The following is a 25,828-nucleotide window of genomic DNA, read 5'->3' on the forward strand; positions in this document are numbered from 1 at the left end:
GGCCGGCTCCCACTGCTGACCCCCGAGGGCGGTGACCTGGATCTGCGGGTCGGTTGTCCACGCCAGGACCGCGACAGCCACCAAGGGCGCGATCACCAGGAGGGCAGGAACGGCGGCCCGGCGGGCCCAGGTCACCGGTCTTCCCGTCGCCGCCTGACCAGTGCAACCACACCGATCAGTAGCCCCAGCACCAAGGGCGAGACCAGCAGTGCGGTGCCCATGGCCGAGACCTCGGCAGTGTCTTCGTCATCGGCCGCAGGCCCGGCTGCTTCGCTCTCCGGGACCGATGCCGCACTCGGCGGGATCGTCGCCGACGGCGTCCGGGACGCCGACGGAACAGGCCGGGACGGCGGAGGTGTGACGATCGTGAAGTCGATCTTTCCGCTGATTGGATGGCCGTCCGCGGAGACCACCCGATAGGCGACAGATGCGGCTGTTCGGCTGCTGCCACGGACGGCGATGTCGGCGTTGCAGCCGAAACCACGCTGCCGGAGACAGTGGCCGCCAGCTCCTGCGGATTGCCTTGGTCCACCGTCAGCACCACCGTCGCCAAGCGAGCCGAGATCGCCTGGTTGAACTCCAACCTCACCTGGGGTGGAAGCCCTTGGACCGCCGCACCTTGCGCTGGATTCGACGAGATCAGTTCGGTATGAGCCGCCGCGGGGACCGGGACGGCGACTATGGCCAGGACAGCACCGACCGCACAGGCGAGGGACCGCAGCCATCCGTTGTACCGATGGGCAGATTTCATGACGACCTTCCGGGACATCGCGTGTCAGTGCCTGCCGGACACGACGAGCCGCGCGACGAGTTGCTTGTTCTGATGGGTTTCGATGTCGAACGCCCCCACCACGTCGGCGGTGAAGACCAACTGGGCCGGACTGCCCGGCGTGACGTCGACGCTCTGGTCGTAGCCGTGCACGTGAACGGAATCCCGGGCGTCACTGACCACATCGATTCGGACGACCTGTCCGGTGGACGCGTAGACCGGCAGGGCGACTGGCTCGACGACGCCGCCGGCGATCCGCACGGTGACCGCAACATCGGCATCCCTGCCTGCGATCACCGCTCTGCTCGGGGAGGCCTGGGTCGGTGTGGTGTCAGCGATTTCCGCGCCGCGACAGGCGGTGAGTGCCAGCAGCATTCCGCCTGCCACGGCAACCACCAGTTTTGTCTGGTCCATGGGAACGTCGAGGTCCTTCTGAGCGAGGTCGGTGAGCGGCGATCAGCCGGCGTTGGGTTCTGGTGAGTTGGTAGCCGGGTAGCGATCGGTGAACTCCTTCACCGCTGCACCGCTGACGTCGCCACAGAACTGCCGGTATCCCTTCTGCGCGGCCGGTTCGCCGCCACCCCAGTGCGACAGCGCGAAGTTCTTCCCGGCCGGCCACGCCGGCCCGCCATCAGCCGCGCGGTACGGCGCGGCGATGAACTTCGCGCTCAGATCCTCCGAGTTGTAGGTCTTGGCGATCCGCTCGACAGTGTCGAGCTTGGCCTGGTCGCCCGCGACGGATTCGGAGTACCACAAGATGGTGTAGCCGTGTTCGAGGTTGTGCACGAGATTGCCCATCGTGGGCCGGTCGTCGGCCGTGTAGAACTTCCGCGCGAACGGCGCCGGGACCTGGTAGTGCGAACCGGACGACGGCGGGGACACAGCGAAGGTCAGCGGTGCGCCGTCCGGCTGGTGATCGAGGTTTCCGGTCGTCTTGTCCTCGATGACCGGATCACACGACGCCGCCTGCGCCGAACTGCCGATCTCCGCGACCGGGGTGCTCTTGGCGCGGCTGTCCTGAACGAGCCGGACCGCCGGATAGGCGATGATCGCCAGTCCGACGACCACCGAGGCAACGACGACCGCAATCGTCCGTCGACGGTCGGCCTGGACCTGACTGCGCTGCAACTGCTCGACGAGTTGCCGACGGTCACGGCTGCTCTTGGACTTGCTCATCACGGTGGACCTTTCGAAATCTGGGTGCACCCCAGCGAGCCGCCTCCTGTCACCAGGCCCGCGACTCGCTGGGGTGAGGCGTCAGCTGAGGTTTGCGGCGGCGTACCCGGCAGCGGTCAGTGCCGCCACCACCTCCGCCACGGTGGTGTAGGCCATGTCGAGCTCGACGACAGCGCGGCCCTCGGTGCCGGTTCGGCTGCTGAGCACGCCAGGGATCTCGCGGAGTGCGGCATCGACACGGGAGGCGAGCTCTTCGTGGTGGTGACTGATCTTCAGGATGTGAACGCTGATGGCCACAGCCATCACCGCACAGCAGTAGTGGGTTGCACGGCACTCTCCAGCACTCAGGCAGGAAGTCGGGATCGTCAGGTCTCGACCGTCGCCGGCACGAACAACGTGCCGGTGCAACGGGAGACGGAAGCCCTTATATGCGTGCGATGCCGAACAGGCCCGGCGCTGGTCGAACGCGCGAACCGGGTGATGAGGCAACCAGATCGGGAGCCGGCGGCGTCTCCGAACTCGGCAGGATCCACAGCCGCCGTACGAGCGCGATCGTGGCGGTGAGTGTGATGGCGATCAGGACGGAGACGCACACGACGAGCAGTCCGTCGCCGTGGTTCTCTTCATCGGCGGCGCTCAGGAACACCAGTTTGTGGTGCTGAACGTCAGGGGCTGCCGCCTTGTCTGCCACGGATCCGGCCGCCGTGGCCGGCGAATCGCCGGCCACGGTTGTCCCGGAGTGGGACTGGCTGGGAGCGGCCGGCGCCAACGAGGCCAGCGAGGCCTCCGCGCAATGTGGCCCCAGCACAACTACCGCGGCCGTGACGAGCGCACCGATCAGCCGCGCGAGAGATGCTCGCGTGGAGACCGGATGGACGCTGATCACAGTGCACAGCGTACGGCGTCGCGATGATCCCGCAAGTCATCCCGGCCACGATATTCCGGTCGAGGTGACCTGTCGGATGTCCGAGGATCGTGCCCGCAGCGCCTCGAAGTGGTCACAGGAGCAGGAAACCGATCGCCAGCCCGGCGATCATCGTCCCGATCGTCATCGCGGCCAGAACCTCTCGGCCCGTCGCCCGGTGCTCGCGCCGAAGCCAGGTGAAGTACAGGCCGGTGGCCGGAATCGCGATCACGGCGGCGGTCACCGCTCCGGGAGAGTAATCACGGAGCACGAACCAGCTCCCCAGGTGGAAGAGCGCGTTGACGAAGAACTGCCACTGGAAGGCGCTGGCCATGACGACCCAGCCGCCATTTCGGCCCCCGCCGGACTGCTTGCACCGAGCAGCCAAGGACCAGCAGCATCAGCGGAATGTGGTAGGCCGCGAAGGTGTCGGTCGTCTCCGGCCCGAAGTGCCGGGTCGCCCACGCGGCGAAGCCCTGCATCTCTTCCAGCGTGTGCAGCACGTACACGGCGAACGGAAGGACGAAGATCAACGCCGCCAGATCCGGCGGCCAGACCGCGAGCGGGCCGTCGTCAAGAGACGCTCGTGGCAGCGACATCGGTTCTCCTCCGGCTCCGGCGGTGTCAGGTGTGGGTCGGGTGCTCGTGGTCGGTGTGCCCGACGGGTTCGAGCTGGAAGGTGGAGTGCTCGACATCGAAGTGACCTGCCAGGCAGGTCTGCAGTTTGTCGAGCAGCTGGGGCGCGTGCCCGTCCTCGAAACAGTCGGGATCGACGACCACGTGCGCGGTGAGGACCGGCAGTCCGGAGGTCACGGTGTAGACGTGCAGGTCGTGCACGTCGTGCACGTGATCCAGTTCGACGATGTGTGCGCGGACGTCGTCGAGGTCGATATCCGTCGGCGCAGCTTCCAGCAGCACGTTCACCGCCTCGCGCAGGAGCTTCAAGGCTCGCGGCAGGATGACCAGACCGATCAGCAGCGACACGATGGCGTCGGCCCGGGTGAAACCGGTGGTTGCGATCACCAGGGCGGCGACCAGGACACCTACCGAGGTGGCCGAGTCGGTGGCCACCTCGAGGAAGGCACCACGCATGTTCAGGCTGGCGGTCCGCGCGCGGTAGAGCAGCGCCACCCCGATCAAATTGCCGACGAGACCGATCGCGCCGAAGACAGCCATGCCGCCGGGCTCAAGGTCGGGTGCGTCGATGAGCCGCCGCACGCCTTGGATCAGGATGTAGACGCCCATTCCGGTGAGGATCAGGCCGTTGACCGCGGCGGCGAGGATTTCGGCCCGCGCCCAGCCGAACGTACGCTGTCCGACCGCGGGCCGGGCAGCGAGCAACGTCGCACCGAGCGCCATCGCGACCCCGCCCGAGTCGGCCAGGACATGCCCGGCGTCCGCCAGCAGCGCGAGGCTCCCGGTGATCACCGCTCCGGTGATCTGAACCGCGGCGATCACCAACGAGATGACCAGCGTCCACGCCAGGATGCCGCGGTGCTGCCCCGTCGCCGTGACGGACGCGTGGTCGTGGCCGTGCCCGCTCATCGGTTGCCGCCGCACTGGGGAGTCACAGCCGCGCACCCAACATATGAATATCTCTTCACATGTGCAGCTTAGAGTGTGCGCGTATCGAATGTCGAGAGTGTCCGGCGCTCGGCCGTGTCCGCGCCGTCGACGGTCACAGCGGGGGCTGCCAGTTCGCGACAAGGACCTGCAGCTTCGAGATCAGGTGCCCCCAGGCCCCGCTCACCTGCAGAACGCCGACCGCGACCAGCATCAGTCCGCCAATTCTCATGACGGCCCCGGCATGGCGGCGTGCGATTCCGTAGAGGGCGAAGACGCGTTGGATTCCGAACGCTGCCAGCACGAACGGGATCCCGAGGCCAAGGCTGTAGGCGAACGACAGTACGGCGCCACGCCCGGCCCCGCCGGTCGTGGTCGACAGGGTCAGAACAGCGGCCAGGGTCGGACCGATGCAGGGGGTCCAGCCGACCCCGAACAGCACGCCGAGCAACGGGGCGCCTGCGAGGCCGACCTTCGGGCGGTACCCGATGCGCAGGCTGCGACCGGCGAACGGGATCCGCTGCAGCAGACCGGCAAACATGAGTCCCAAAACGATGGTCACGGCGCCCAGAACGCGGGTGACCGTGTCCTGGTGAACCAGCAAGGCAGTTCCGGCAGCGCCGAAGGCAGCGCCGTAACTGGTGAACACCGCGGCGAAGCCGAGAACGAACAGCACCGTTCCCACCACGGTACGACGACGAGCCGGATCCGGCTTCGTCTTCGTGTCAGCTTCGGGCCCGCGCCCAATGGTGTGGTGCGTCTCGGCTCCCGCACTCCCGGTGACGTAGGCGAGATAGCCCGGCAGCAGCGGCAGGCAGCATGGGCTGAGGAACGACACCAGACCCGCCGCCGCGGCGATCGGCAGCGCAATGAGCAGCGGACCGAACATCACCAGTTCACCGGGGTTCACCGGCCCTCGCTTCCGGGGCCGCCGGACGACGTACCACCTTCGGACTGGAGATCCTCGATCACGCCGGTCAGGGTGGCGTAGCTGATGCGACCGATCACCCGAGCCGCGATCCGGCCGGAGCGATCGATCACCACAGTGCTCGGTACGGCGCTGAACGGCACGATCCCGTTGAATCCGAGCAGCACCCTGCCGCCCTCATCGATGATGCTGGGGTTCGGCATCTTGAAGGCCTGAACGAAGGCACGGGCTGCGGCCGGGTTGTCCCTGGTGTCGATCCCGACGAAACGCACGCCTTGTGCGCGCGTCTCGTTGGCCACCCGAACCAGCTCCGGTGTCTCCGCACGGCACGGGTTGCACCATGAGCCCCAGACGTTCAGGACCACGATCCGGCCGAGCAGATCAGAGACGGCCAACTGGTCCCCGGTCAGAGTCTCGCCCCGAACGACCGGCACTGGCACGCGCTCGCCCACCGGGTAGAGCGTCAGGCCGGTCGAGCTCGCATCTGCGGTCTGCCCTTGGCGAGTTGGCGTCGTGCTGCCGAAGATGCCTTCGTGCCGAACTTCGATCACCACGACGGCAGCCGTCAGGACTGCTGTCGCGATGATCATCAACCGGCGCCTGCTGAAGCGCCTGGTGGGCTTTGCCCGATCGGTTCCTTCGTCGTCGGATCCAGGCGATGCGGTCTGGGTCATGGCAGGGTTCTCCAGTAGTACCAGAATTGCTCCCCGATGAGGGCGAGGATCATGACCGCCCAACTCGTGAGCACGACGGAGTGGTAACGGGTCGCGCGATCGACGACTCGCCGCAGCATCGGCGCGAGTCGCCACTCGGCACTGCTGACGTTGTGCAGTGTGACGTACCAGAAGGTCGGGATCGTCACGGCCCAGACCACCATGCAGTACGGGCACAGGGCACCGATCCGGTACAGACTTTGGAACATCAGCCAGTGCACGAAGACGACGCCGAAAATGACGCCGGCCTGCAGGCCGGCCCAGAACCACCGACGGAAAGTGGCCCCGGCCAGCAACGCCGCGCCGATCACCGCGACCATCGCGAAACCGGCTATGCCGATCTGAGGATTGGGAAAGCCGAACGCCTCGGCCTGCGGCTTGGTCATCACTGAACCGCACGACAGCACCGGGTTGATGCTGCAGGACGGGACGTAGCCCGGGTCCCGCAGGATGGCGATCTTCTCGACGGTGAGGACGACGGCGGCGATCAGGCCGATGACGCCGCCGACCAGCAGCAGCCAGGGCAGTAGCCTCGGGAACGGTCCAGCCGCCGCCGAGACGGCGACCGGAGTGCTGGCGACCTGCTTGTCGCGGAGCGCCGCGCCAGAGCTACTTGAGTGCGGCATCGATGCTCGCCTTGAGGTCGTCGGCCGACTCGGGCTGCAGTTGCTTGCCGTTCAGGAAGAACGTGGGCGTACCGGCGACGCCCAGCGCCTCCCCGTCCGCGACGTCCTTCTTGACGCGCGCCAGAGTGGCGGGGTCGGCGTAAGCCTTGTCGTAGGCGGCGAGATCCAGACCGAGGTCCTTGGCGAACCCCCGGAACCGGTCGTCGGCCGGAACCCGCTGCTCGCCCCACTCCGTCTGCGTCTCGTACATCTTCTGGTACATCTGCTCGAACTTGCCCTGCTTCGACGCGGCCTCGACCGCCCGCGCGGCCCGCTCCGCGTTGAAGTGCGACGGGATCGGGAAGTACCGAACGACGAACGTCACCTTCCCGGCGTAGTCCTTGCGCAACTGCTCCACCGCGGGGAACGCGGCCCGGCACGACTCACACTCGAAGTCCAAGAACTCCACGAACGTGACTTTGTTGTCAGGGGCAACATCGAGCTTGTGGCTGTCCGGCCGCACCAGACGTTCGTGCCTGTCCACATCGGTCGTCGCAGCCGTGTCCTGAACCGGAGGCGCCGCCTCGTCGGACCGGGTCGCGCTGACCGCCAGCAGGACCCCGGCGACCACCGCGAAGGCCGCGGCGATCCCGATGGAGATCCGGGCGTTGGCACTGAGATTCATCGACCTACCTCGCATTGACTTGGTTGGATGCTCGGCCGGAGGCCGGGCGTTCAGGCGGAGAACAACAGCAGCAGGCCGCCGACGGTGTAGGCGACCATCACCACCAGCAGCGGAAGCTGGCCGGCCAGCGCGTGCCGACGCGGGAAGAGTGCGACCGCGCGGTCATGGGCCGACACGACTCCCAGGAGATGCCCGATCACCACGGCGCCGACCTGAACGGTGGCGATCGCCGTCGAATGATTGGCGATCCCGGTGTTGACGCCGAGCAGGCCGGTACCGAACACGTTCCAGCCGTTGCTGAGCGGATCGCTCAACAAGATCAAAGTGCGCTGCCCTTCCAGCACCAGCAGGGTGAAGTAGTGCGCGATCACGTAGCCGAGCACGATCGGCACCACCGAGTGGGCGAACAACCCCGGCAGCGCCGCCCGGGTGCTGTCCGACATCCGCCCGGCCAGCAGCGTCGCCCCGGCATAGGTGATCAGCACGAACAGAACGAACCCCGCCAGCGCGATCGTGCCGAGCAGAGTCGGCGAGTACGTCGACTCCTGGACCCAGGCGACCCAGAAGGTGGAGTTAGAGAATCCGTCGTACGCCGTCGATCCGAGCAAAGCGGCGACCAGCCCCACCAGGCCAGGCCGCGGCACAAGGCTGTCGAGGTTCTCCAGCGGCCGCCGTACAACGATCGCGCCGTCCGGACGACGACCCCACGGGGACAGCTTGGCCATCAAGGTGGCGTAGGCCTCGAACGGATCCGCAGCGGCGAACCACCGGTTCCCGAACAGCACCGCACCGAACATGACGAACACGAAGTACAGCGTCAGCCACGACTGCACCACCAGAAGGGTCGCGCGGTCCGGCGCGACCAGTTCCAGCCAGGCGAACGCGAAGACCCCGGCCGCGGCCGGCCACACTCCGACCCGCGGTGACAGCTGCAGCAATCCCTCCCGCGGGTCGTGCCGCAGCACCTTGCAGGCCAGCAGATGAATCGTGCGCAACGGGTTCAGGGTTCGCCACACCGGCCCCAGCAGCAGCGACACCGGCACCAGACCGACCCATACCAAGATGTACACGAACCCGAAGACCGGATTGGTCAGTCGGTCGACACCAGCCAGGAGGGCCATCCCGGCGTACGCGAACACTGCCAGCCCCAACACCCGGACGGCCCACCGCAGCCAAGTCGAGTCCAGCGTCGCCGTGACAGCAGCCGGCAGCGCCTTACCGGCCGCGGCACCTCGGTATTTCGGCGAGCGCCACGCCACGGCCAGAATGACGAAGGACAATGCGATCGCGATCGCCGCGCCGGTGACCGCGAGTTCGAACGGCACCGGCAGGTCCTGCCGACCGCCGATGCCGTGCATCGGCACGGCCAGCCCGGTTCTGACGGCGCTCACGACACCTGCAGTTTGAACACGAGCTTGCCGCTCTCATGGGTCTCGACCTCGAAGATCCCCTTGGTGTCGGTCACGAACTCGACCGAGGCCGCCTTGCCGGGCTTCAGCTCGAGCGTCTTGTCGTAACCGTGCACGTGCAGCGATTCCGCGACGTCGCTGACACCGTTGATCCGCACCCGCTGACCGCGACCGGCCTTCACCACCGCGTGGCCACCGGTTGAGATCTTGCCGGCGGCAATCGAAACGTCCACAGTGACGTCCGCGCTGTTCGAAGGCGCCGCGGTGGGCTTGGCGGTCGGAGTAGGCGAAGCAATTGGACTGGAGACCGAAGGGGACGTCGGAGTGGGGCTAGGCGTCGCGGAGGCCGTGCTCTGCGGTGACGTCCCGCTTCCGGCCGGAGTGTCCTCGCCGCCGCAGGCGCTCAGGGCAACTAGACCCACGATGGCAAGGACGGCAACGGCACTTCTGGATGAACGCATGATGAGTTCCTTTGTGGAGAATCGGACACGGCAGGGATCGCGAGCGCCACCCTCTGGTAGCGGCTCGTCATGGCCCTGCGGCAATACAGGTTGTTCGGACCGGTCGGGTCAGGGACCGGTGATCTTGGCCAGAGCCTGTTGCAGTGCAGCGAGATCGCGCCGGTACGTGTCGCTGACCGAAGCAGCCATGGCCTTGACCGACGGGTTCAAGCCGGCGGCCCGCTCGTCACCGATGACCGCAAGAACACCGCGGTGATGAGCGATCGCCAGCGAAAGCCACTGACGGTCGAAGAGACTCGGGCTCACCTCGCCGAGATTGGCCAGTTGCGACTCACGGATCATCCCGGGCCTGTCGTGGGGGTCGCCCTCGTCCCACTGCTCACGCTCAGGCACAGGCTGTCCCCACCCGCGCAACCAGCTCGCGAGCACCGTCGACGTCTCCCCCCGCTCGCCCACAGCCGCGGCGTGCTGACTCAGTGCGGCACTGGTCGAGCGATGGGCCGTGAGGTCAGCCATCACCGCCTCCTGCTGCTGGTACTTCAGCAAAACAGAGACGAACGCGATGTCGACTGCGCTGTGCTGCCCAGGTGGCGCACTCGGCGAGACGCCATCCGCCGAACTCGGCGAACCGGCAGAACTCGTCGGCGCGGCACTGACGACCGTGTCCGGAGCAGCCGTCTTGTCGCTGCAGCTGGTCAGCAGCAGAACGACGACAACCGCTACGGCGTGGGTGGCTGTGAACAGCTTCCCACGGCCGGCAACGTGGGCCATGACAAAGCGCCTCTCGAGGCGTCGATCGGCGGGATCCGCCGGACGGCAGAACCCAGTGCTCAGAGCTGTGGCCTCAGGCGTCTATCACGTACGAAGGACACACAGCTTCGTCAGCTGAGGCGCGGCAGGGCAGATCCGCAGCCGCGTCGGTGACAGTCCCGTCGTACCGAGACGGCGCACGTCGTCCCCGATGCGCTGCCTGCGCAAGGTCAACCCGGCCAGCAGCAGCAACGATCCTGCGAGGAACGCCACACAGGGCAGCACGTGATGACCGCCCGCCGCGCCAGGCAGCACCGACGGTGCCGTCACCGCAATCTTCTCAAGCCCCTCGGCTACCGCATGAGCAGCCGCTGACGATGCGACGTTCTGCGGCACCGAGACCGACGTGATCTCCGCAACGGAAACGTTGACGGGGCTCAGACTGTGCATCGCGAACACGCCGAGGAACGCTCCCAGGATCATCAGGAAGCGGCCAGCTCTCGAAGGGCTGAAGCGCCGAGGCGTGTTCATCACCGATCAGGGTAGCGGGCCCGCGCCACCAAGTAGACCTCCGGCACGGTGAGCAGGCCCGCACGGCATCCAATGTTCCATCTCGAGCAAATTCGCGCTAACATCGCCGAATGGCGATGACAACACCACCACCAGAACTCACACTGGATGCCGCAGTCGACGAGGCAGCCGCACTCTCGGCCGCCGCCTGCCTGTTCCACGGCTTCAGCGACGGGTCACGGCTCGCGATCGTGCGCCACCTGGCTCTGGGCGAGCACCGAGTCGTGGACTTGACCGAGCATCTCGAACTGGCGCAGTCGACGGTGTCGAAACACCTCGCCTGCCTCAGAGACTGCGGTCTGGTGACATCCCGGCCGCAAGGCCGGGCGTCGATCTTCAGCCTGACCCACCCAGCCGCGACGCTGGATCTGCTCGCGGCGGCAGAGCGGCTCCTCGGGCTGACCGGTGACGCCGTCGCTCTCTGCCCCGTCTACGGGCTGGAGGCCAAGTCATGACCGACCACCAGATCCAGCCGCTGCAGATCGGCTCCGCGCCGCCGAGCACCTGGACCACCGACCCCGAGCAGCGACGCAAGCTGAGCCGCAGGGCGCAACTCCTGGCCGCAGCGTCGGTGACGTACAACGTGGTCGAGGCGATCATCGCGATCACGGCCGGGTTGGTCGCCGGATCGGTGGCCCTGGTCGGATTCGGCCTCGACTCGGTGGTCGAGGTCTCGAGTGGCCTCATCATCTTGTGGCAGTTCCGCCACCGGATGCCCGAGACCCGGGAGCGCCAAGCGTTGCGGCTGCTCGCCTTCTCGTTCTTCGGGTTGGCCGCCTACGTCACCTTTGAGTCGGTGCGCTCCCTGATCGGCGGCAGCGACCCTGACACCTCACCGGTGGGCATCGCCCTTGCCTCAGCGTCTCTGGTGATCATGCCGTTCCTGTCGTGGGCTCAGCGCCGAACCGGGAAGGCGCTCGGCTCCAACGCGGTCGTTGCCGACAGCACCCAGACCTTGCTGTGCACCTATTTGTCCGCAGTACTGCTGATCGGCCTGATCCTCAACGCAACGCTCGGCTGGGGATGGGCCGACCCGATCGCCGGCCTGATCATCGCTGCGGTCGCACTCCGCGAAGGAGTTGAGGCCTGGCAGGGCAAGGGATGCTGCGCGCCTAGCAACAGCGCCCTCGCGACAGGGCAAAAGCAGTGCAGTTGCTCCGGGACGTGCTCGGACGGTTGCTGCGACTGACAGTTCGAAGGATTCACTGATGGCACTCATCGCGCTACTCCTGTACGTCGTGTGGTTCACCCTGGCGTTCGGGATCCGCACGCACCTCCACCGACGCCGCAACGGAGACAGCGGCTTCCGTGGCTTGAGCGGACGCCCCGGAACCGCACCTTGGTTCGCCGGGCTTCTGTTCGGAATTGCCCTGCTCACTGGGCTCTTGTCTCCGGTCTCGGCGCTGGCTGGCCTCAATCCCTTGCCCGGCTTGAACCAACCAGCGCTGCAGACAACAGGGCTCATCGTCACCGTCCTCGGAGTCATCGCGACCGTCGCAGCGCAAGCCGCGATGGGCACGACCTGGCGGGTCGGTGTCGATCCGGCAGAGCGCACTGGGCTCGTCACTTCCGGAGCCTTCCAGCTCGCCCGCAACCCCGTTTTCACCGCCATGACACTTACCGCAGCGGGGCTGGCGATGATGGTCCCGAATGTCGTCGCCATTGCCGGCCTGATCGCGCTCATCGTCGCCATCCAGCTGCAGGTGCGAATCGTCGAGGAGCCTTACCTGCGGCAAATCCACGGCGCTGACTACCTCGAGTACGTCGCCGCTGTCGGCCGATTCCTCCCCGGCATTGGGCGATCGTGACCAATCCGCACGGGCCTTCTGCTCATGTCACTGACCGGCAAATGTGAAATTGGGGTTGCATCCGGTACTGGGGTACAGGTTTACCGTCGAGGTATGAGCACCTCAGACACCGACACTTCCTCGGCCGGCCTGGGCTGGGCTCCGGCGTCCTGCACACTGCCGACCGTCGAGCAGCCGATCCGGGCCGCCGAGTTCGACGACCTCTTCACCACCGCCGTGCGCGCCGCGGAGCGTATCGACGCCACCACACTGCGCCTGGACCTCACCACGGACGCCGAAGCGCGTGCGCGCGACCTAGCATCCCGGGAGAGCAACTGCTGTTCGTTCTTCGGGTTCGACTTCGCTCCCGCCGGCGACGTCGTGGAAATGACGGTGACCGTACGGGCCGCGCACATCGCCGTACTGGACGCGTTCGCCGCCCGTGCCACCGGGCACCTCACACCGGTGACGGGCTGACATGACGTCCCTCGGCAACGGTCTGCGATCGGGACAAGTTGCTGATGCAGCCGGGGTGAACCTGCAGACCTTGCGCTACTACGAGCGCCGGGGGCTACTTGCCGAGCCAGCTCGCAGCCCAGGTGGTCATCGCCTCTACCCAGCAGAAGCCGTGACCGTGCTGCGAGTCATCAAGGCCGCGCAGCGGCTCGGATTCACCCTCGATGAAATCTCCGACCTGCTGGACGCCGGCCAACATCACCACGGTCAGAAACCCGACGAAGGTCTACAGACTCGTGCACGGGACAAACTCGTCGACGTCGAGGCCAAGATCGCTGATCTCACCGTGATCGCGGCGTCGCTTCGGACCGCTCTCGACGCCGGATGCGACGACCTGATCGTCTGCGCGCACAGTCCCAGTTGCCCACTGCCCTTCGCCGACCTGGCCCCCGAGGCGCCCACCGGCACCCACTTGAAACTTGCCGACGAACCGGAGCCGCGCCGTGACTGCTGCTGACACCAATCAAGCACCGAAGACCCGCCGGCCATGGCAGATGGTCGGTGCCGCAGCAGCTGCGGTCGGTGCCTGCGCGGTGTGCTGCGCCGGGCCGATCCTGGCCGCACTCGGAGGCTTGTCGATCGCGTCACTGGCCGGCGCGGGGTGGATGCCAGTCCTGGCCGGCGTCGCTGTCACAGCGATGGCGGCAATGGCCCTGGTGCTACGCAGACGACGCAACGCCACCTGCGCGGCCCCGGCCGGGCCGATCGACCTCGACACAGTCCCGGTCAGGGCAGGTGCCGGCCGATCCGTCGCAGCAGCCACCCAAGAACCGGCAGATCGTGCCAGCCCCGACCGATCACAAACTCACGTACACCCCTCAGAGCGGCCTGCACGCGTGCCCCGCGCGATGGCCGCAGCTCGTCCTCGCGCTCGGCCGCGCGGCGCTGCAGATACTTCGCACACCCCACGCAGACCCCGACCTCCGGGTGAGCCCCCAGCCGCACCAGTTCACGTTCCTCGAACTCGCCACCGCAGCACCAACACATCGGCGCCACTGGCTGAACCGTCTCCTCCGCAGCGGTCATACCGCCATCACACCCCAACCCGCCTCCAGCAACACCGCCGCCCGTAGCACTGGTGGGCCGAAGATACGTAACGACGCAGGGCTCAGGCCCGCGCAGGATGACCGCGAACGCTCCTAACGCCAGCCTTGGTAGTACTCAGTTGCCCGCCGAGAGGTATACCGTCACTCGGCCTTGTTGTGGCGTGCCCTCGCCGGCGCGCGGCTCGGTGTAGGCAACCGTCCCCTCGGCCTCCTCCGAGTCCTTCCGATCAGGCGAAACCGTGACCTCGAAACCGGCACGTTGAAGAGTGTTGGTTGCCTCCTGCTCGCTCATCCCGTTGACCGTCGGTACGCCGGCCGTCGCGTCTGCGACCACACGTCCGGTCGGCGCGACAAACCTGGCGAGCGGCCGACCCTTGAGAGCGTTTCTCATCGCCGTCTGCCACACCGGTCCGGCGGTGCCAGAGCCGGAAGGATCAGCGATGTCCCGGCCGTCGAGCGTGTGGCCGTACATCAGGTTCGTGTAAGGCACGTTCGCATCGGCGATCACCGCAGCCGCGGCCAAATTCGGCGCGTATCCCGCGTACCAGACGGCCCGGTTGTCCTGGATGGTTCCGGTCTTCCCGGCCAGGTCCCAGTTGCCGAAATTGAGCCTCGCGCCCGTGCCGCCCGGTTCCATCACGGCGCTCAGGACCCGGTTGACGCCGTCCGCGACTTCGGGCGCCAGAACCTGTTTGCACTCGGGTCCAGGCGTCTTCATCGGCTTGCGGCCGGCGTCCAGCACAGCGGTGATGAACACCGGCTTGCAGTACTTCCCGCGCGCGGCGAAGGTGGCGTAGGCGTTCGAGAGCATGAGCGGGGTCACCAGCCCGGCGCTCCCGAGCGTGAACGACACCACTTGCTCCAGGGGCTGCAGGGTCTGGGCGTCGTACATCCCGAGGTCCGCGGCGATCGTGGCCGGCGCGCAGAGGCCGGTCCGTTGGGACAGCTGGAGGAAGTACGTGTTGGTCGACGCCTTCGCTGCCTCCATCATCGTCAGATTGCCGCTTCTGGTGGAGTTCTGAGGCCGGTAGTTCGGATCGCGGGTGGTTCCTTTGCACGTGCTGAACCTGGTGCCGCTGAGGTCGATCTGTTGTGGAGAGTTGATCCGGTAGTCCAGCGGATATCCCTTCTGGATGGCCGCGGCGATCGTGAAGGCCTTCATCGTCGAACCGTTCTGGAACCCGCCGTAGCCACCGGCGTAGGACTTCTCGACGTTGTAGTTGTACGCCGTGCGGTTTCTGCCGTTGCCGTACGGCTTGCTCTGGGCCATCGCTTTCACCACGCCGGTTCCCGGCTCCACGATCGTGATCGCCGCGACCGCGGTGTCCGTTGGCTTGCTGTGCTGGTTCATCGACGCCTGGGCAGCTGCCTGCGTCTTCGGGTCCAAGGACGTCCGTACGGTGATGCCGGCGGTCTTGATGAACTGCTCGCGAGCCTTCGCGTCCTGGCCGAACGAGGGGTTGTCCAGCAGCTTGGACACCACGTACTCACAGTAGAATGGGTAGCGCGAGTTGGCGCACCCGTTCGGCACCGGCTGGATCTTCTTTCGATCCACGACTGGTGTCCTGATGGCGGCGGACGCCTGCCGGGCTGTGATGATGTTCAGCTCCTGCATTCTGCGGATGACAACATCTCGGCGGTCCTTGGCGCGGCTCATGCTGTTGGTGGGGTCATAGCCAGTTGGGTTCTTGACCAGACCGGCCAACAGAGCGGCCTGCGGGAGCGTCAGGTTCTTGGCTGTGGTGGAGAAGTAGTGCTGAGCTGCTGCCTGTACGCCGTACGCGCCGTCTCCGAAGTTGGCGAGGTTCAGGTACTTCTCGAGGATTTCGTCCTTCGTGAACTGCTGCTCGACCGCGATCGCGTATCGCAGTTCGGCAAGCTTTCGCTGGTAAGTCTCAGCCGTGGCTGCCCGGCGCTCATCTGCAGTCTTTGCCTTCTCGACCAGCGTCATCTTCACGAATTGCTGAGTGATGCTGGATCCGCCCTGCTGGACGGAGCCTTCACTTTGGTTGCGCAGCAACGCTCGCAGCGTGCCCTTGGCATCCAGAGCTCCGTGCTCGTAGAAACGAGAGTCCTCGATTGCGATGATGGCTCGGCGCATGATCGGGCTGATCTGGGCGAGCCGCACGGGCTGGCGGTTCTGTTCGAAGAGATTCGCGATCAGGCTGCCGTCGGCTGCCAGGATTTTGCTTCGGACCGCAAGCGGCTCACCTTCCAGTTCCTGCGGAAGAGTCCTGACCGTCTCTGCAGCCTGACGTGTTCCGATCTCGCCGAGACCCACCAGCGGGATCACCAGCCCGGCAGCGAGCGCGCCGGAGAGCACGCTGATTCCGCCGAACATCACCGCCGCCCGAATCCGGTCGCCCGCTTCTCGTCCGCGCATGTGTTCGAGCATACCGAATCAACTATCTTGCTTAGTAGTTCGTTCCAGCTGGGCGCGGGCTGAGACGCAGCTGTAACAGCCGCTCCCTTTGGTCACAGAGCGCACCTTGTACGCTTCAATGCGTGATCAGGGACGCCTTGGATTCGCGCCGGTGGGCACTGCTCGTGCTGGCCACGCTGATCGGCCTGATCTCCTTCAGCGCGCCCGTGTGTGTCGCGGACACTCGAGGCGACAGCTCCGGCTCGAGACACCAAAGCCTCGACCACGAGCATCACCACAGCGCTCCGGGATCTCACTGCGATCCCGATTACTTAGGCAACGATCCGGCACGGGCCCAGGTCGGCGACAGTCAACCGGTGGCTCCTCCCGCCCTCCTTTCCGGATCCTGGACTGCCTCAACTCCGACATACTCCACACTCACCACCACGTACATCAGGGCCGCGCTGACTGCGCCTCCATGGATGCTCGGCGTCCTACGCATATAGCTCGTCTCTTCCGGCGCTCTCGCCGGCCATGACCCATGTCAGTGGTTGCCCCGACGCGCGAGACGCGGGGGCGTTCGAACAAGGGACAGCACCACATGAACAGCGACACGATGACAGTTTCGCGCGCCCGAAATCAGCACCTTCCCGAGCCGGTGATCTCCAACGGCGTTGCCTGGAACACACCTGCCGGCATCGTCGGCAACACACCGACACTCTGGATCGGCGACGTACTCCACGACCAAGGGGACGGTCGCGGCTACTGGGCCAAGCTCGAGGGCCACAATCCTGGCGGCATCAAGGACCGCGCCGCACTGCACATGATCCGGTGCGCCCGCGGGCGTGGCGACCTCGCGCCCGGCGCACGCATCGTCGAGTCCAGCAGCGGCACCCTCGGGCTCGGACTGGCGCTCGGCGGCATCATCTTCGGCCATCCGGTCACCGTCGTCACGGATCCCGGGATGGAACCGTTGATGGTCCACATGCTGCGAGCCCACGGCGCGCAGGTGGACATGGTCGACGCGCCCATGGCTGTCGGCGGTTGGCAGCAGGCGCGCCGAAACCGCGTCGCGCAGATCTTGGCCGCCGATCCAACGGCGTGGTGCCCGGACCAGTACAACAACCCCGACAACATCGACGCGTACGCCGGTCTGGCAGCCGAGATGCTCGCTCAGGTCGGCCGGATCGATGTGCTGGTGGCAAGCGTCGGCACCGGAGGCCACTCGGCCGGTGTGTCACGCGTGCTTCGGCGACACTGCCCTGAGCTCGAGGTGATCGGGGTCGACTCGATCCGGTCGACGATCTTCGGCCAGCCCGCCGGCCCACGACTCATGCGAGGGCTCGGAAGCAGCATCCACCCTCGCAACGTCGACTACCGCACCTTCAAGGAGGTGCATTGGGTGGCTCCAGGTGAAGCTGCTTGGGCGAGTCGGCGGCTGGCCGCGACCGTCGGCGCCAGCGGCGGTTGGAGCGTGGGAGCGGTCGCGCTGGTCGCGGACTGGGCGGCGAGAACCCGGCCGGTCGGTACCCGCATCGCCGCAGTGTTTCCCGACGGTCCCCATCGATACTGGGACACAGTTTTCAGCGACGAGTACCGCGACCGGCACGCCCTCAGTGGCGTCGTTCCAGACAAGCAGCCGGAATGCATAGCGCACCCGGCGGACGCCGTTCCAGACCGTTGGACCCGCTGCGAGACGGTCATCGACCCACACGCGACGACTGGGAGCCTCCCCTCCACAGCACGGGGTCTGCTGTGAAGCGCCTTGCCGTGCAGTACCGGTCAATGCCACCCGTCACACAGTTACTGCTTCTCAACCAACTCACGATCAACCTCGGCTTCTACATGCTGATGCCCTACCTGGCGCAGCACCTCGCCGGCACGCTGGGGCTTGCGGCCTGGCTGGTCGGCCTGGTGCTTGGCGTGCGAAACCTCTCGCAGCAGGGCATGTTCGCAGTCGGGGGCGCGTTGGCGGATCGTTTCGGGTACAAGCCGCTGATCGTGGCCGGCTGCGTGCTGCGAACGGCAGGCTTCGGCCTGCTGGCACTGGCGGACTCCCTGCCGGGGCTCATCATCGCTTTAGCCGCCACCGGCCTCGCCGGGGCGCTGTTCAACCCCGCTGTGCGCGCCTACCTGGCCGTCGACGCCGGACCGAAGCGAGTCGAAGCGTTTGCCTTGTTCAACGTCTTCTACCAGACCGGAATCCTCGCCGGACCCTTGGTGGGACTGGCACTGACGGGCATCAACTTCCGCCTCACCTGCGCGGTGGCAGCCGCCGTCTTCGCCATCCTGGCGGTGATCCAGATCCGCGCCCTGCCACCGCAGCGATCGATCGACAAGGACCCTCGCGAGTCGCTCATGGCGCAGTGGCGAAGCGTGGTGGCGAACCGCCCGTTCCTGCTCTTCGCGTCGGCGATGGTTTGCTCGTACGTTCTCTCGTTCCAGGTCTACCTGGCCTTGCCGCTGGAAGTTCGCCGTCTCCCCGGCGACGGCGCAGATGAGACGTTCGTGGTCGCCGCGTTGTTCGCGGTGTCAGGCCTGGTCACAGTGCTCGGTCAAACGCGGGTCACCGCATGGTGCCGCGCTCACCTGCAGTCCGGCCAGGTTCTGGTTCTCGGTACCGCCACGATGGGATGTGCATTCGTGCCGCTGGCTCTGGCTGCAGTTGTGCCTCAACCGACGAGAAACCCTGGCCAGTGGCTGATCATCGTCCTGCCGCCCCTGACGGCTGCCGCCATGCTGGCCGTCGGGACCATGATCGCGTTTCCGTTCGAGATGGACACCATCGTCGAACTGTCCGAGGGACGGCTGGTTGCCACGCACTACGGGATCTACAACACGATCTGCGGCTTCGGAATCACGGCCGGCAATCTGCTCACCGGAGCAGCGCTGGACGCCGCCCGATCAGCACCAGTGCTGCCGTGGCTAGTGCTGATCGCACTGGGACTGCTCAGCGCGGGGATGCTCAGCGTGCTGCAAAGGAAGGGGCGCCTCAGCCGCACAAACGCAACCGTCAGTTGAACGGTGAGGCTGGGCAGGCAGCAACTTCCTGCCCAGCCTCGACCGTTAGCGGCCGGTCAGCGTGCCCAGCAACTTCTGCATGGTCGCGATCTCACGATTCTGATCCGTCTCGATCTTCTTCGCGAGCGCCACCGCAGCCTCGGCCTTGCCGGTGGTCTGCTCGGTCTTCGCCATCGCCACCGCGCCTTGGTGGTGCTTGACCATCATCTGCAGCCACATCTGGTCGAACGCCGAGCCAGTGGCCTTCTCGAGCTCGGCCATTTCCTCCATCGTCATCATTCCGGGCATGCCCGCGGACATGTCGTGTCCGGCCATCGGGGTCGGAACCGGCTGGCCCCAGCTCGTCAGCCAGCCCGACATGGTCTGGATCTCGGGGTCCTGGGCCTGCTTGATGGCGGTGGCCAACTGCTTGACCTCGGCGTTGCTCGCGTTCTTCAGCGCCAGGTCCGCCATCTCGACCGCCTGACGGTGGTGCGGAATCATGTCTTTCGCGAACTTCACGTCCGCGTCGTTGTGGTCGTCCACGGGCGCTGTGTTCTGCGTCGTACTCGGTGAGGCGGCCGTCGAGGACGGTGCACCGTGATCCATCCCGGGCATCGACCCGGAGTCGGAGTCGTCACCGCAGCCGGCGAGAACCAGCGCGCCGGCGGCGATCATCGATGCAGCCATGACGGTGGTGCGGGACGTACGAAACTGCTTCATGAAGAGACCTCTCGTCACATCGAAGGATTTGTCTGCGGAAAGGCGTACGGCACAGCCGCACGGCCGAGGTCGATCGGCTTAGGTCCGCAGTACACAGAGCTTCGACGGTGAGGGATGTGTCCAAGGCGGAGGCCGCCCCACCGCACGCGGTCGCCGTGTAGTGGATCGAGGCGTGACCGGGCACCAGATTCGGCGTCGCCGCAGAGCGGTCGCCAGTGCGAGCAGCAAGAGGGTGACGGTCAGTACCGCGACACAGACATCAGCCATCAGGTGTCCCGCGGTCGACGTGGTGAGCAGGCCGTCCAGGGCTGAGCCAGATCGTGGCGTCGCCTTCACTGCGCCGGCATCCACGGTCATGGCGACTTCCGGGTCATGGAGTTCCGGGCCGGCGATGTCGGCAGCGGCCATCTGTCCCACCGTTCCCATGTCCGGCATCACCGGATGATGGCCGCTGGTCAAGCCGTGCATGGCGAGGACACCGGCGATCACGCCCACCACCGCGAGGGCGCGACCCAGTCCGGTACGGAAAACCGCCGACCAGCCGTTCATCAACTCCACGATAACTGTTGGTCACCAGCCGCCCGTGACACCAGCCGGATCCTCAGATGCGCGTCCAGGGCGCCGTCAACCCGTCGGCAACGTAGACCTCTGCGCGGGCGCCGTCGAGAACTGCCAGCAGGAGGTTTCCCTTGCCGTCGAACGCAACCGCTGAGGCCGGACCTTCCGTGTCGAGCTTCGCCCAGGTGACGCCGCCGTCGCGGCTGACCATCAAGCCGTCCATGCCGACGGCCGCGATCTGCCGAAGGTCTTTCGGGTTCCAAGCCACCGACATCGTCCCTTCGGGCCCGCCGAGCGCGGTCCAGGTGCGGCCCCCGTCCTTGCTCTGCGCGACACCGGCACGCATGTCCGGAGCGAGCAGGTGCTCGGGGTCACCCGGATCGACAGCGATGGTCCCCATGAACGACGCTGCCGTGTCGCTCACCCGAACAAAGGTGTTTCCGCTGTCGTCGGAGCGGAACAGACCCGACTGAGGCGAGGCGGCGTACACCGTGTTCTTCGCTGCGCCGAGGGCGTGCACATCGGTCACCGGCAAGTTGGTGTCCGCCGCTTCGAAGGACCGACCTTCGTCGGTCGAGAGGTACAGACCTTCGTGACCACCAACGAGGATCCGTCCTGGCACGGCGGCCCAGCCCATCGCATCCTTACCACCCAGCGTGGGAATCGCCTGCCAGCTCCTGTAGACGTCACTGAACCCAGCACCGTCGTGTCCACTGACGAATCGGCGGCTCCCTAATGTGACCACGGCGTGCAGATCCCCGCCGACAGCAATGCTCGCAGACGCGTTGACCGCAACGGGCTCTTCTTTCTGGTCAGTGCCACGCAGAGCAACGGCCGCGATCACGCCCAGGCATACGACGGCGACCCCCACGAAGGCCACACTCCACGACCGGGTCAGTCCCCGCCGCCCGACCTCCCGCGGGGAACGACTCCCCGATGGTGGTGTTCCGGTCATCGTTCTGAGGATCCCTTCGCTACGCCGCCCCGTTACCCCGGGCCTGGTTGCTTCCACGCCCACCGTACCAACTACCGTGGATAGTAGATCGAGTCAGGTGACACTTCGCACGGAGGCACCAGTGCATCAGTGGATCTGTGATCCAGCAATCATCAAGCCGACCCCCTCATCGAACCGAGCCGTCGGAGACGACCGATGATGACTCAGCCGACCAGGTTTCGGCTGGTCGTCGCGGTTTCTGCCTTCGTCGTCATCGCGGGCATTCTCCTCATGGGATGGCGCACGGGTCTGTCGAACAGCATCGACGCGGTCGTACGAGGTGATGATCCGAGCGCCGAGAAGGTCGTCACGGGCCTCAAGACGTACCCGATCGCAGACCGGCCGTCGGCACCTCGTTTGAGCGGCACGACACTGGACGGCGACCAACTGACCCTGAGCGCCCTGACCGGCCACGTCGTAGTCATCAATGTCTGGGGCTCGTGGTGCACCCCGTGCAGGGCGGAAGCGCCCGACCTCGCGCGCGTCGCGCGGGAAACGGCCGATCGTGGCGTTCATTTCGTGGGTATCGACACTCGTGACAACCCGGCGTCGGCACGGGCCTTCGCCCGGACATTCAAGGTCGGATACCCCAGTTTGGTCGACAGCGACGGGCAGCTGATGCTCGGATTCAGCGGACTGATCCCCATGCGCGCCGTGCCCAGCACCGTCGTGGTCGACCCCACCGGACACATCGCCTCGCTGGTGGTCGGCAAGGTCACCTACGCCACCTTGAACGGCATGGTGGACGACTTGCTCGCTGCCGCCACTCCCCCGTCCTCCAGCGGGCCGAGGAGCGGTTGACGATGATCGCCACCACTGCGGGAGACCTCGTCACCCACGGCCCACTGGTTGTCGCTGGGCCGTGGGCACGGCTCTCCTGACCCAACCAACAGGCACTGACCCGGATCTTGGATGTCTTCACCATCGGCCTGGGACTGATGTTCGCCGGCGCGTGCAAGCTGCAGGTTCTGATCGCCGGTTGGCGAACGCCGCTGTAGAGCGCGGCCGTCAGGGATCGAGGTCGTGGTTCCGTAGCCAGGGAATGGGGTTGACCGGCTCGCCGCCGCCCGGCCGGATCTCCAGGTGCAGGTGGGGACCGGTCGAGTTTCCGGTCGACCCAACCGCACCGATCCGGTCACCGGCGTTCACGGCGTCGCCGACCGATACCTCGATCTCCGACATGTGGTTGTACCAACTCTCGGTCCCGTCATTGTGACGGATCTTCACCTGCTTGCCGTAGGCCCCTGCCCAGCCGGCGGCGATGACAGTACCTTTCATCACGGCTCCGATACGCGTTCCCGGCGCAGCGGCGAAATCCGTGCCGGTGTGGTTGCGTGCCCACCGGCTGCCGCCTTGCCCGAACGTCGCGGTGATGCGATAGCCAGCTACCGGGAGGACCGCCTTGCGGGCCGCCGCACGCGCTTCTGCCTCTGCCCGATCGGCAGCCCGCTTGGCGGCCGACAAGGCCGCCGCCCGGCGTTGAGTCTGGAGCCGGTACCCGTCAAGCTTGGCGGCACGTGCTGCCGCGAGTCGAGACGCCGCCTGCTGCTTCGGTTCCCCCGCCTTGGGGTCCACCGCTGCGCCCAGCCGTACCCTCGCCAGATCCCGGGACTCTCGCTCCCGGCGGGCGATCCGGGCGGTAGCAAGCGTGGAGAAATCACCTCCCCTTGCGGATACGGTTGACGTCGCGGCATCAACGGCCGCTGTCGCCTTTCCCTGCTCGCCGAGCGCACTGTGGCCAAGGCTGATGACCCCGGCCGCAGCAGCCAAAGCCGCCGTGATTCCCACAACCTGACCTTGACCGACCGCCGACCGCCGGACGACCACACGATGCCGCGCTCCCGCCCGGACACGTCGACCCCGGGACTGCCGAGTCGCCCGGCGCCTGGCTACCTGCTTCGCCACTTGGCCGCCCTTCCGGCGAAGGAGGTCTCAGTCATCGAGGTGCACAAAGATTTGGCAGCCGGTCTGATCAGCGTGCGGGGCCCCAACACTGTGGGCTTCGACACATCCTCCCGCCGTCGTTCCCCGGTGAAGAATGTTCGACGAGTCCCACCAGCCCGCTTTGATGCCGATTCCAAGGCCCAGCAAGCCCACCACGAGCACGATACGTACAGCTCGCACAACTGCCCTGCGTCGAGGGGTGTCCATCAGGTTTCCGCCCCGCAACGGATCGCCACAGCGTTGCAGGCGTCTGCTGGGCGGCTCGGGCCCTGCCTCATCCCGGGACCTCCAGGGTGTCGGGTGCAAAACAGCGACTACTATGCACCATAGTTGTTGTTCGCGACAGTCGAAGTCCGCTCCGCGGGTGATGTCACCCTCAGACCTGGAGGACAATGCGGTATGCGTGGATTCGGTGATCTCGAGGCCGTCATCATGGAACACCTGTGGGCGCGACCCGACCACGCCAGCGTCCGCGACGTGCTGGAGGCGCTGCAACCCACCCGCCCCCTCGCTTACACGACGGTACTGACCGTCATGGACAACCTCCACAGCAAGGGTTTCCTGGCCAGGGAACGTATCGGCCGGGCCCACCAGTACTGGCCGACGAGAAGTCGCACCGACTACGCCGCGGAGCTGATGGGCGAAGCGCTCGCCGACAGCGGTAACCCCACCGCGGCGCTTCTGCGGTTCGTGGAGAGCATGCCTCCCGAGGAGGCATCCCGCCTGAGGGGAGCGCTTCAGGACTTGGGAGCCGAGGCAACCGATGCCGGGCCGGCACGATGATTGTCGCGTTCACACTGTTCGGCTACGCCGTGCTGGCAGCGACTGGCGGTGCTGCGCTCCTGCGCCGCGCGACCTGGCCGCTCTATGCCCCGCGGCTCGCCATTGCCGCTTGGCTGGCCACCGGGCTCTCGGTCCTGCTGGCAGTCTTCGCCGGGGCTCTGTCCTTGGCGGTTCGCCTTCATTTCGTCGGGTCGACACTCGCCGAGTTGCTGCAGATTTGCATCACAAACCTCCGTTCGGCCTATGCCACGCCCGGTGGAGCCGTCCTGACCTCGCTCGGCCTCGCGATTGCACTGTTCGTCTCCGCCCGGGCCGCGTGGGGCATCGGGTGGGCCCTGCACTCGTCGTACCGCCACCGGCGACGCCATGGAGCCTTGATCGACCTCCTCGGCAGACGGCATCCTGATCGCGACCTCGTGGTCATCGACCACCCGGGCGCCGCGGCCTTCTGCTTGCCCGGGCGTCCCCGCAGAGTGGTGGTCACCAGTTCCGCGCTCGCCCTGCTCACTGCGGACGAACTGTCGGCGGTCCTGGCGCACGAGCGCGCCCACCTGCACGGTCGTCACCACTTGATCGTCGCCATCGCCAAAGGCCTACGCCGCTCCTTCCCCGGGTTGCCCATCTTCGTCTGGGGAGACGATGAGATCAGCCGTCTGGTCGAGATGGCCGCGGACGACAGCGCTTGCAGGAATTCGTCCCCCCGGTCGGTCGCCAACGCCCTCATGCTGCTGGCCGGCGGGCGGCCCCCGGCGGCGACCTTGGCACTCGGCGGCCACAGCACCGAACTTCGGCTGCGCCGGCTGATGGATCGACGCAGCGCACCGCTGCGAAGCTTGACCAGCGTCGGCCTGGTCGGCGGCATCGCGATCATCCTGGCGGCGCCGGCGATTCTTGCGCTGATTCCGGCGATGGTGGCCGCAGGCATGGAGTACTGCGGGCTGACCTGACTTCGGCCGTTCGCCGGGACCCTCTCTATCTACTATGCTGCTTAGTAGTTGGGTATGGCCGCGAATCGGGGGAGGTCAACGGCGTGAAAGCGAAGTCGACTGTCCTGCTGCCTGTCCTGCTGGCCGTGATGGTCGCGATCGGCCTTCACACGTCCACTTCGCACCCGTCTGCGCCGACCTCAACCGCGGCCGGGCCATTCACAGCCGATCCTCACCGCTGCCTGACCACCTCACCGGCGATCTACCATCCGAACAGCAGCGGGTCCTTGCTGCTCCGGGTGGTTTCTGTTGCGCCGGTTTCCGTGGCGAGCACGGACATCGAAGCCGCCGGCCATGAGGGTCTGGCATCGTGCATGGCGGCGTTGCTGATCGTCATGGCAGGCGTGGCGACCAGCTTGATGCTCCGAGGGCTACCGTCTCGGCTCTTCGTCTTCCCACCCGCGCCTTGTCGAGGCGCATTCAGCGCACGAAGGATTCCAGCGCTTCTCACAGCGGATCCAGTCAGGCTGTCGAAGCTACGGGTTTAAGTCGTACTCCTCGTTACTGAGCAGGAGCTCCACCGAGCACTGGCCTGGCGCCGGTCCCCGACGCCCGCCTCGCTTCGTCAATCCCACTGCGCACACCTGCTGCTCACC

The 25,828-nt window shown here is 66.5% G+C and carries 32 protein-coding genes and 1 pseudogene; 10 read left to right on the plus strand and 23 right to left on the minus strand.

The annotated features are described in order from the left end of the window. Positions 1-131: 131 nt before the first annotated feature. The 17 genes and pseudogenes from ACLQ2O_RS18245 to ACLQ2O_RS18325 form a co-directional block, all read right to left on the minus strand. Positions 132-413 (minus strand): hypothetical protein, encoded by a 282-nt coding sequence (locus tag ACLQ2O_RS18245; RefSeq protein ID WP_425832806.1) that lies wholly within the window; start codon positions 411-413, stop codon positions 132-134. 62 nt (positions 414-475) lie between these two features. Further along, positions 476-769, minus strand: a pseudogene (locus ACLQ2O_RS18250) (copper resistance CopC family protein); the annotation flags it as partial. A 6-nt stretch (positions 770-775) separates the two neighbouring features. Further along, on the minus strand, positions 776-1,183 hold the full coding sequence (locus ACLQ2O_RS18255) for a hypothetical protein (protein ID WP_425832808.1): 408 nt from the start codon (positions 1,181-1,183) through the stop codon (positions 776-778). A gap of 42 nt (positions 1,184-1,225) precedes the next feature. Beyond that, positions 1,226-1,945: a DUF3105 domain-containing protein gene (locus ACLQ2O_RS18260; protein WP_425832810.1), complete on the minus strand. Its 720-nt coding sequence runs from the start codon at positions 1,943-1,945 to the stop codon at positions 1,226-1,228. Positions 1,946-2,026: 81 nt separating this feature from the next. After that, positions 2,027-2,242, minus strand: coding sequence for a hypothetical protein (locus tag ACLQ2O_RS18265; protein ID WP_425832812.1), 216 nt, complete (start codon positions 2,240-2,242; stop codon positions 2,027-2,029). Positions 2,243-2,369: 127 nt separating this feature from the next. Then, the gene (locus tag ACLQ2O_RS18270) at positions 2,370-2,831 is read right to left on the minus strand and encodes a hypothetical protein (RefSeq protein WP_425832814.1); all 462 of its coding nucleotides are present in this window, start codon (positions 2,829-2,831) and stop codon (positions 2,370-2,372) included. Positions 2,832-2,943: 112 nt separating this feature from the next. Continuing rightward, positions 2,944-3,183, minus strand: a complete 240-nt coding sequence (locus ACLQ2O_RS18275) for an HXXEE domain-containing protein (protein ID WP_425832816.1) — start codon at positions 3,181-3,183, stop codon at positions 2,944-2,946. Beyond that, complete coding sequence (locus tag ACLQ2O_RS18280; RefSeq protein ID WP_425834021.1) at positions 3,110-3,448, minus strand: hypothetical protein; 339 nt, start codon at positions 3,446-3,448, stop codon at positions 3,110-3,112. The genes ACLQ2O_RS18275 and ACLQ2O_RS18280 overlap by 74 nt, the downstream gene beginning before the upstream one ends. A 25-nt stretch (positions 3,449-3,473) precedes the next feature. Further along, entirely contained in the window at positions 3,474-4,394 is a 921-nt protein-coding gene (locus ACLQ2O_RS18285) for a cation diffusion facilitator family transporter (protein WP_425832818.1), read from the minus strand. Between the two features lie 133 nt (positions 4,395-4,527). Continuing rightward, a complete protein-coding gene (locus ACLQ2O_RS18290; protein WP_425834001.1) occupies positions 4,528-5,301 on the minus strand; it encodes a cytochrome c biogenesis CcdA family protein in 774 nt (257 codons plus the stop codon). Between the two features lie 17 nt (positions 5,302-5,318). Further along, on the minus strand, positions 5,319-5,930 hold the full coding sequence (locus tag ACLQ2O_RS18295; RefSeq protein WP_425832820.1) for a TlpA family protein disulfide reductase: 612 nt from the start codon (positions 5,928-5,930) through the stop codon (positions 5,319-5,321). An 80-nt stretch (positions 5,931-6,010) separates the two neighbouring features. Beyond that, on the minus strand, positions 6,011-6,679 hold the full coding sequence (locus tag ACLQ2O_RS18300; RefSeq protein ID WP_425832822.1) for a vitamin K epoxide reductase family protein: 669 nt from the start codon (positions 6,677-6,679) through the stop codon (positions 6,011-6,013). Then, on the minus strand, positions 6,663-7,343 hold the full coding sequence (locus ACLQ2O_RS18305; protein ID WP_425832824.1) for a DsbA family protein: 681 nt from the start codon (positions 7,341-7,343) through the stop codon (positions 6,663-6,665). The genes ACLQ2O_RS18300 and ACLQ2O_RS18305 overlap by 17 nt, the downstream gene beginning before the upstream one ends. Before the next feature lie 50 nt (positions 7,344-7,393). Continuing rightward, entirely contained in the window at positions 7,394-8,734 is a 1,341-nt protein-coding gene (locus ACLQ2O_RS18310) for a hypothetical protein (RefSeq protein WP_425832826.1), read from the minus strand. Then, a complete protein-coding gene (locus ACLQ2O_RS18315; RefSeq protein WP_425832828.1) occupies positions 8,731-8,985 on the minus strand; it encodes a hypothetical protein in 255 nt (84 codons plus the stop codon). Before ACLQ2O_RS18315 ends, ACLQ2O_RS18310 begins: the two co-directional genes overlap by 4 nt. A gap of 336 nt (positions 8,986-9,321) precedes the next feature. Beyond that, the gene (locus ACLQ2O_RS18320; protein WP_425832830.1) at positions 9,322-9,984 is read right to left on the minus strand and encodes a DUF305 domain-containing protein; all 663 of its coding nucleotides are present in this window, start codon (positions 9,982-9,984) and stop codon (positions 9,322-9,324) included. Between the two features lie 84 nt (positions 9,985-10,068). Further along, the gene (locus tag ACLQ2O_RS18325; RefSeq protein ID WP_425832832.1) at positions 10,069-10,494 is read right to left on the minus strand and encodes a hypothetical protein; all 426 of its coding nucleotides are present in this window, start codon (positions 10,492-10,494) and stop codon (positions 10,069-10,071) included. Positions 10,495-10,604: 110 nt separating this feature from the next. On the opposite strand from ACLQ2O_RS18325, the gene ACLQ2O_RS18330 reads away from it, so the two are divergent. The 5 genes from ACLQ2O_RS18330 to ACLQ2O_RS18350 all read left to right on the plus strand — a co-directional run bounded on the left by ACLQ2O_RS18330 (position 10,605) and on the right by ACLQ2O_RS18350 (position 13,293). Continuing rightward, the gene (locus tag ACLQ2O_RS18330) at positions 10,605-10,988 is read left to right on the plus strand and encodes an ArsR/SmtB family transcription factor (protein WP_425832834.1); all 384 of its coding nucleotides are present in this window, start codon (positions 10,605-10,607) and stop codon (positions 10,986-10,988) included. Next, positions 10,985-11,722, plus strand: coding sequence for a cation diffusion facilitator family transporter (locus ACLQ2O_RS18335; RefSeq protein ID WP_425832836.1), 738 nt, complete (start codon positions 10,985-10,987; stop codon positions 11,720-11,722). Before ACLQ2O_RS18330 ends, ACLQ2O_RS18335 begins: the two co-directional genes overlap by 4 nt. A gap of 19 nt (positions 11,723-11,741) precedes the next feature. After that, positions 11,742-12,341, plus strand: coding sequence for a methyltransferase family protein (locus ACLQ2O_RS18340; RefSeq protein WP_425832838.1), 600 nt, complete (start codon positions 11,742-11,744; stop codon positions 12,339-12,341). A 93-nt stretch (positions 12,342-12,434) separates the two neighbouring features. Next, entirely contained in the window at positions 12,435-12,797 is a 363-nt protein-coding gene (locus tag ACLQ2O_RS18345; RefSeq protein ID WP_425832840.1) for a hypothetical protein, read from the plus strand. Position 12,798: 1 nt separating this feature from the next. Further along, positions 12,799-13,293 carry a MerR family transcriptional regulator gene (locus ACLQ2O_RS18350; protein ID WP_425832842.1) on the plus strand — a complete coding sequence of 165 codons (495 nt, stop codon included), beginning with the start codon at positions 12,799-12,801 and terminating at the stop codon, positions 13,291-13,293. Between the two features lie 269 nt (positions 13,294-13,562). Here the strand turns inward: ACLQ2O_RS18350 and ACLQ2O_RS18355 are convergent, their stop codons facing one another. After that, complete coding sequence (locus ACLQ2O_RS18355; RefSeq protein ID WP_425832844.1) at positions 13,563-13,862, minus strand: hypothetical protein; 300 nt, start codon at positions 13,860-13,862, stop codon at positions 13,563-13,565. 135 nt (positions 13,863-13,997) lie between these two features. After that, positions 13,998-16,265 (minus strand): penicillin-binding protein, encoded by a 2,268-nt coding sequence (locus ACLQ2O_RS18360; RefSeq protein ID WP_425832846.1) that lies wholly within the window; start codon positions 16,263-16,265, stop codon positions 13,998-14,000. A gap of 580 nt (positions 16,266-16,845) precedes the next feature. Between ACLQ2O_RS18360 and ACLQ2O_RS18365 the strand changes: the two genes are divergently transcribed. Both ACLQ2O_RS18365 and ACLQ2O_RS18370 read left to right on the plus strand, forming a co-directional pair. After that, positions 16,846-18,003: a PLP-dependent cysteine synthase family protein gene (locus ACLQ2O_RS18365; RefSeq protein ID WP_425832848.1), complete on the plus strand. Its 1,158-nt coding sequence runs from the start codon at positions 16,846-16,848 to the stop codon at positions 18,001-18,003. Further along, positions 18,000-19,265: an MFS transporter gene (locus tag ACLQ2O_RS18370; protein ID WP_425832850.1), complete on the plus strand. Its 1,266-nt coding sequence runs from the start codon at positions 18,000-18,002 to the stop codon at positions 19,263-19,265. Before ACLQ2O_RS18365 ends, ACLQ2O_RS18370 begins: the two co-directional genes overlap by 4 nt. A 45-nt stretch (positions 19,266-19,310) precedes the next feature. Here the strand turns inward: ACLQ2O_RS18370 and ACLQ2O_RS18375 are convergent, their stop codons facing one another. From ACLQ2O_RS18375 to ACLQ2O_RS18385, 3 genes are all read right to left on the minus strand, one after another. Next, the gene (locus tag ACLQ2O_RS18375; RefSeq protein WP_425832852.1) at positions 19,311-19,967 is read right to left on the minus strand and encodes a DUF305 domain-containing protein; all 657 of its coding nucleotides are present in this window, start codon (positions 19,965-19,967) and stop codon (positions 19,311-19,313) included. A gap of 78 nt (positions 19,968-20,045) precedes the next feature. Beyond that, positions 20,046-20,516, minus strand: coding sequence for a DUF6153 family protein (locus ACLQ2O_RS18380; RefSeq protein ID WP_425832854.1), 471 nt, complete (start codon positions 20,514-20,516; stop codon positions 20,046-20,048). 52 nt (positions 20,517-20,568) lie between these two features. After that, the gene (locus tag ACLQ2O_RS18385; protein WP_425832856.1) at positions 20,569-21,396 is read right to left on the minus strand and encodes a WD40/YVTN/BNR-like repeat-containing protein; all 828 of its coding nucleotides are present in this window, start codon (positions 21,394-21,396) and stop codon (positions 20,569-20,571) included. Positions 21,397-21,675: 279 nt separating this feature from the next. Here ACLQ2O_RS18385 and ACLQ2O_RS18390 point away from each other — a divergent pair, with 279 nt between their 5' ends. Continuing rightward, positions 21,676-22,320 carry a TlpA family protein disulfide reductase gene (locus ACLQ2O_RS18390; RefSeq protein ID WP_425832858.1) on the plus strand — a complete coding sequence of 215 codons (645 nt, stop codon included), beginning with the start codon at positions 21,676-21,678 and terminating at the stop codon, positions 22,318-22,320. Between the two features lie 207 nt (positions 22,321-22,527). Here ACLQ2O_RS18390 and ACLQ2O_RS18395 read toward each other — a convergent pair whose 3' ends face one another. After that, entirely contained in the window at positions 22,528-23,307 is a 780-nt protein-coding gene (locus tag ACLQ2O_RS18395) for a M23 family metallopeptidase (protein ID WP_425832860.1), read from the minus strand. 555 nt (positions 23,308-23,862) lie between these two features. On the opposite strand from ACLQ2O_RS18395, the gene ACLQ2O_RS18400 reads away from it, so the two are divergent. Continuing rightward, positions 23,863-24,246, plus strand: coding sequence for a BlaI/MecI/CopY family transcriptional regulator (locus tag ACLQ2O_RS18400; RefSeq protein WP_425832862.1), 384 nt, complete (start codon positions 23,863-23,865; stop codon positions 24,244-24,246). Continuing rightward, positions 24,243-25,193 carry a M56 family metallopeptidase gene (locus ACLQ2O_RS18405; RefSeq protein ID WP_425832864.1) on the plus strand — a complete coding sequence of 317 codons (951 nt, stop codon included), beginning with the start codon at positions 24,243-24,245 and terminating at the stop codon, positions 25,191-25,193. The genes ACLQ2O_RS18400 and ACLQ2O_RS18405 overlap by 4 nt, the downstream gene beginning before the upstream one ends. Positions 25,194-25,828: the final 635 nt, after the last annotated feature.

The sequence above is a fragment of the Kribbella sp. DT2 genome, from assembly GCF_049844575.1.
Classification (GTDB): domain Bacteria; phylum Actinomycetota; class Actinomycetes; order Propionibacteriales; family Kribbellaceae; genus Kribbella.

Coding starts and splice junctions, on each gene's coding strand:
- ACLQ2O_RS18255 (WP_425832808.1), bottom strand. CDS start 1,183: ATGGACCAGACAAAACTGGTGGTTGCCGTGGCAGGCGGAATGCTGCTG.
- ACLQ2O_RS18260 (WP_425832810.1), bottom strand. CDS start 1,945: ATGAGCAAGTCCAAGAGCAGCCGTGACCGTCGGCAACTCGTCGAGCAG.
- ACLQ2O_RS18275 (WP_425832816.1), bottom strand. CDS start 3,183: ATGGCCAGCGCCTTCCAGTGGCAGTTCTTCGTCAACGCGCTCTTCCAC.
- ACLQ2O_RS18280 (WP_425834021.1), bottom strand. CDS start 3,448: ATGTCGCTGCCACGAGCGTCTCTTGACGACGGCCCGCTCGCGGTCTGG.
- ACLQ2O_RS18285 (WP_425832818.1), bottom strand. CDS start 4,394: ATGAGCGGGCACGGCCACGACCACGCGTCCGTCACGGCGACGGGGCAG.
- ACLQ2O_RS18290 (WP_425834001.1), bottom strand. CDS start 5,301: ATGTTCGGTCCGCTGCTCATTGCGCTGCCGATCGCCGCGGCGGCGGGT.
- ACLQ2O_RS18295 (WP_425832820.1), bottom strand. CDS start 5,930: ATGATCATCGCGACAGCAGTCCTGACGGCTGCCGTCGTGGTGATCGAA.
- ACLQ2O_RS18300 (WP_425832822.1), bottom strand. CDS start 6,679: ATGCCGCACTCAAGTAGCTCTGGCGCGGCGCTCCGCGACAAGCAGGTC.
- ACLQ2O_RS18305 (WP_425832824.1), bottom strand. CDS start 7,343: ATGAATCTCAGTGCCAACGCCCGGATCTCCATCGGGATCGCCGCGGCC.
- ACLQ2O_RS18320 (WP_425832830.1), bottom strand. CDS start 9,984: ATGGCCCACGTTGCCGGCCGTGGGAAGCTGTTCACAGCCACCCACGCC.
- ACLQ2O_RS18325 (WP_425832832.1), bottom strand. CDS start 10,494: ATGAACACGCCTCGGCGCTTCAGCCCTTCGAGAGCTGGCCGCTTCCTG.
- ACLQ2O_RS18330 (WP_425832834.1), top strand. CDS start 10,605: ATGGCGATGACAACACCACCACCAGAACTCACACTGGATGCCGCAGTC.
- ACLQ2O_RS18335 (WP_425832836.1), top strand. CDS start 10,985: ATGACCGACCACCAGATCCAGCCGCTGCAGATCGGCTCCGCGCCGCCG.
- ACLQ2O_RS18340 (WP_425832838.1), top strand. CDS start 11,742: ATGGCACTCATCGCGCTACTCCTGTACGTCGTGTGGTTCACCCTGGCG.
- ACLQ2O_RS18345 (WP_425832840.1), top strand. CDS start 12,435: ATGAGCACCTCAGACACCGACACTTCCTCGGCCGGCCTGGGCTGGGCT.
- ACLQ2O_RS18350 (WP_425832842.1), top strand. CDS start 12,799: ATGACGTCCCTCGGCAACGGTCTGCGATCGGGACAAGTTGCTGATGCA.
- ACLQ2O_RS18355 (WP_425832844.1), bottom strand. CDS start 13,862: ATGACCGCTGCGGAGGAGACGGTTCAGCCAGTGGCGCCGATGTGTTGG.
- ACLQ2O_RS18360 (WP_425832846.1), bottom strand. CDS start 16,265: ATGCGCGGACGAGAAGCGGGCGACCGGATTCGGGCGGCGGTGATGTTC.
- ACLQ2O_RS18365 (WP_425832848.1), top strand. CDS start 16,846: ATGAACAGCGACACGATGACAGTTTCGCGCGCCCGAAATCAGCACCTT.
- ACLQ2O_RS18375 (WP_425832852.1), bottom strand. CDS start 19,967: ATGAAGCAGTTTCGTACGTCCCGCACCACCGTCATGGCTGCATCGATG.
- ACLQ2O_RS18380 (WP_425832854.1), bottom strand. CDS start 20,516: ATGAACGGCTGGTCGGCGGTTTTCCGTACCGGACTGGGTCGCGCCCTC.
- ACLQ2O_RS18390 (WP_425832858.1), top strand. CDS start 21,676: ATGATGACTCAGCCGACCAGGTTTCGGCTGGTCGTCGCGGTTTCTGCC.
- ACLQ2O_RS18400 (WP_425832862.1), top strand. CDS start 23,863: ATGCGTGGATTCGGTGATCTCGAGGCCGTCATCATGGAACACCTGTGG.
- ACLQ2O_RS18405 (WP_425832864.1), top strand. CDS start 24,243: ATGATTGTCGCGTTCACACTGTTCGGCTACGCCGTGCTGGCAGCGACT.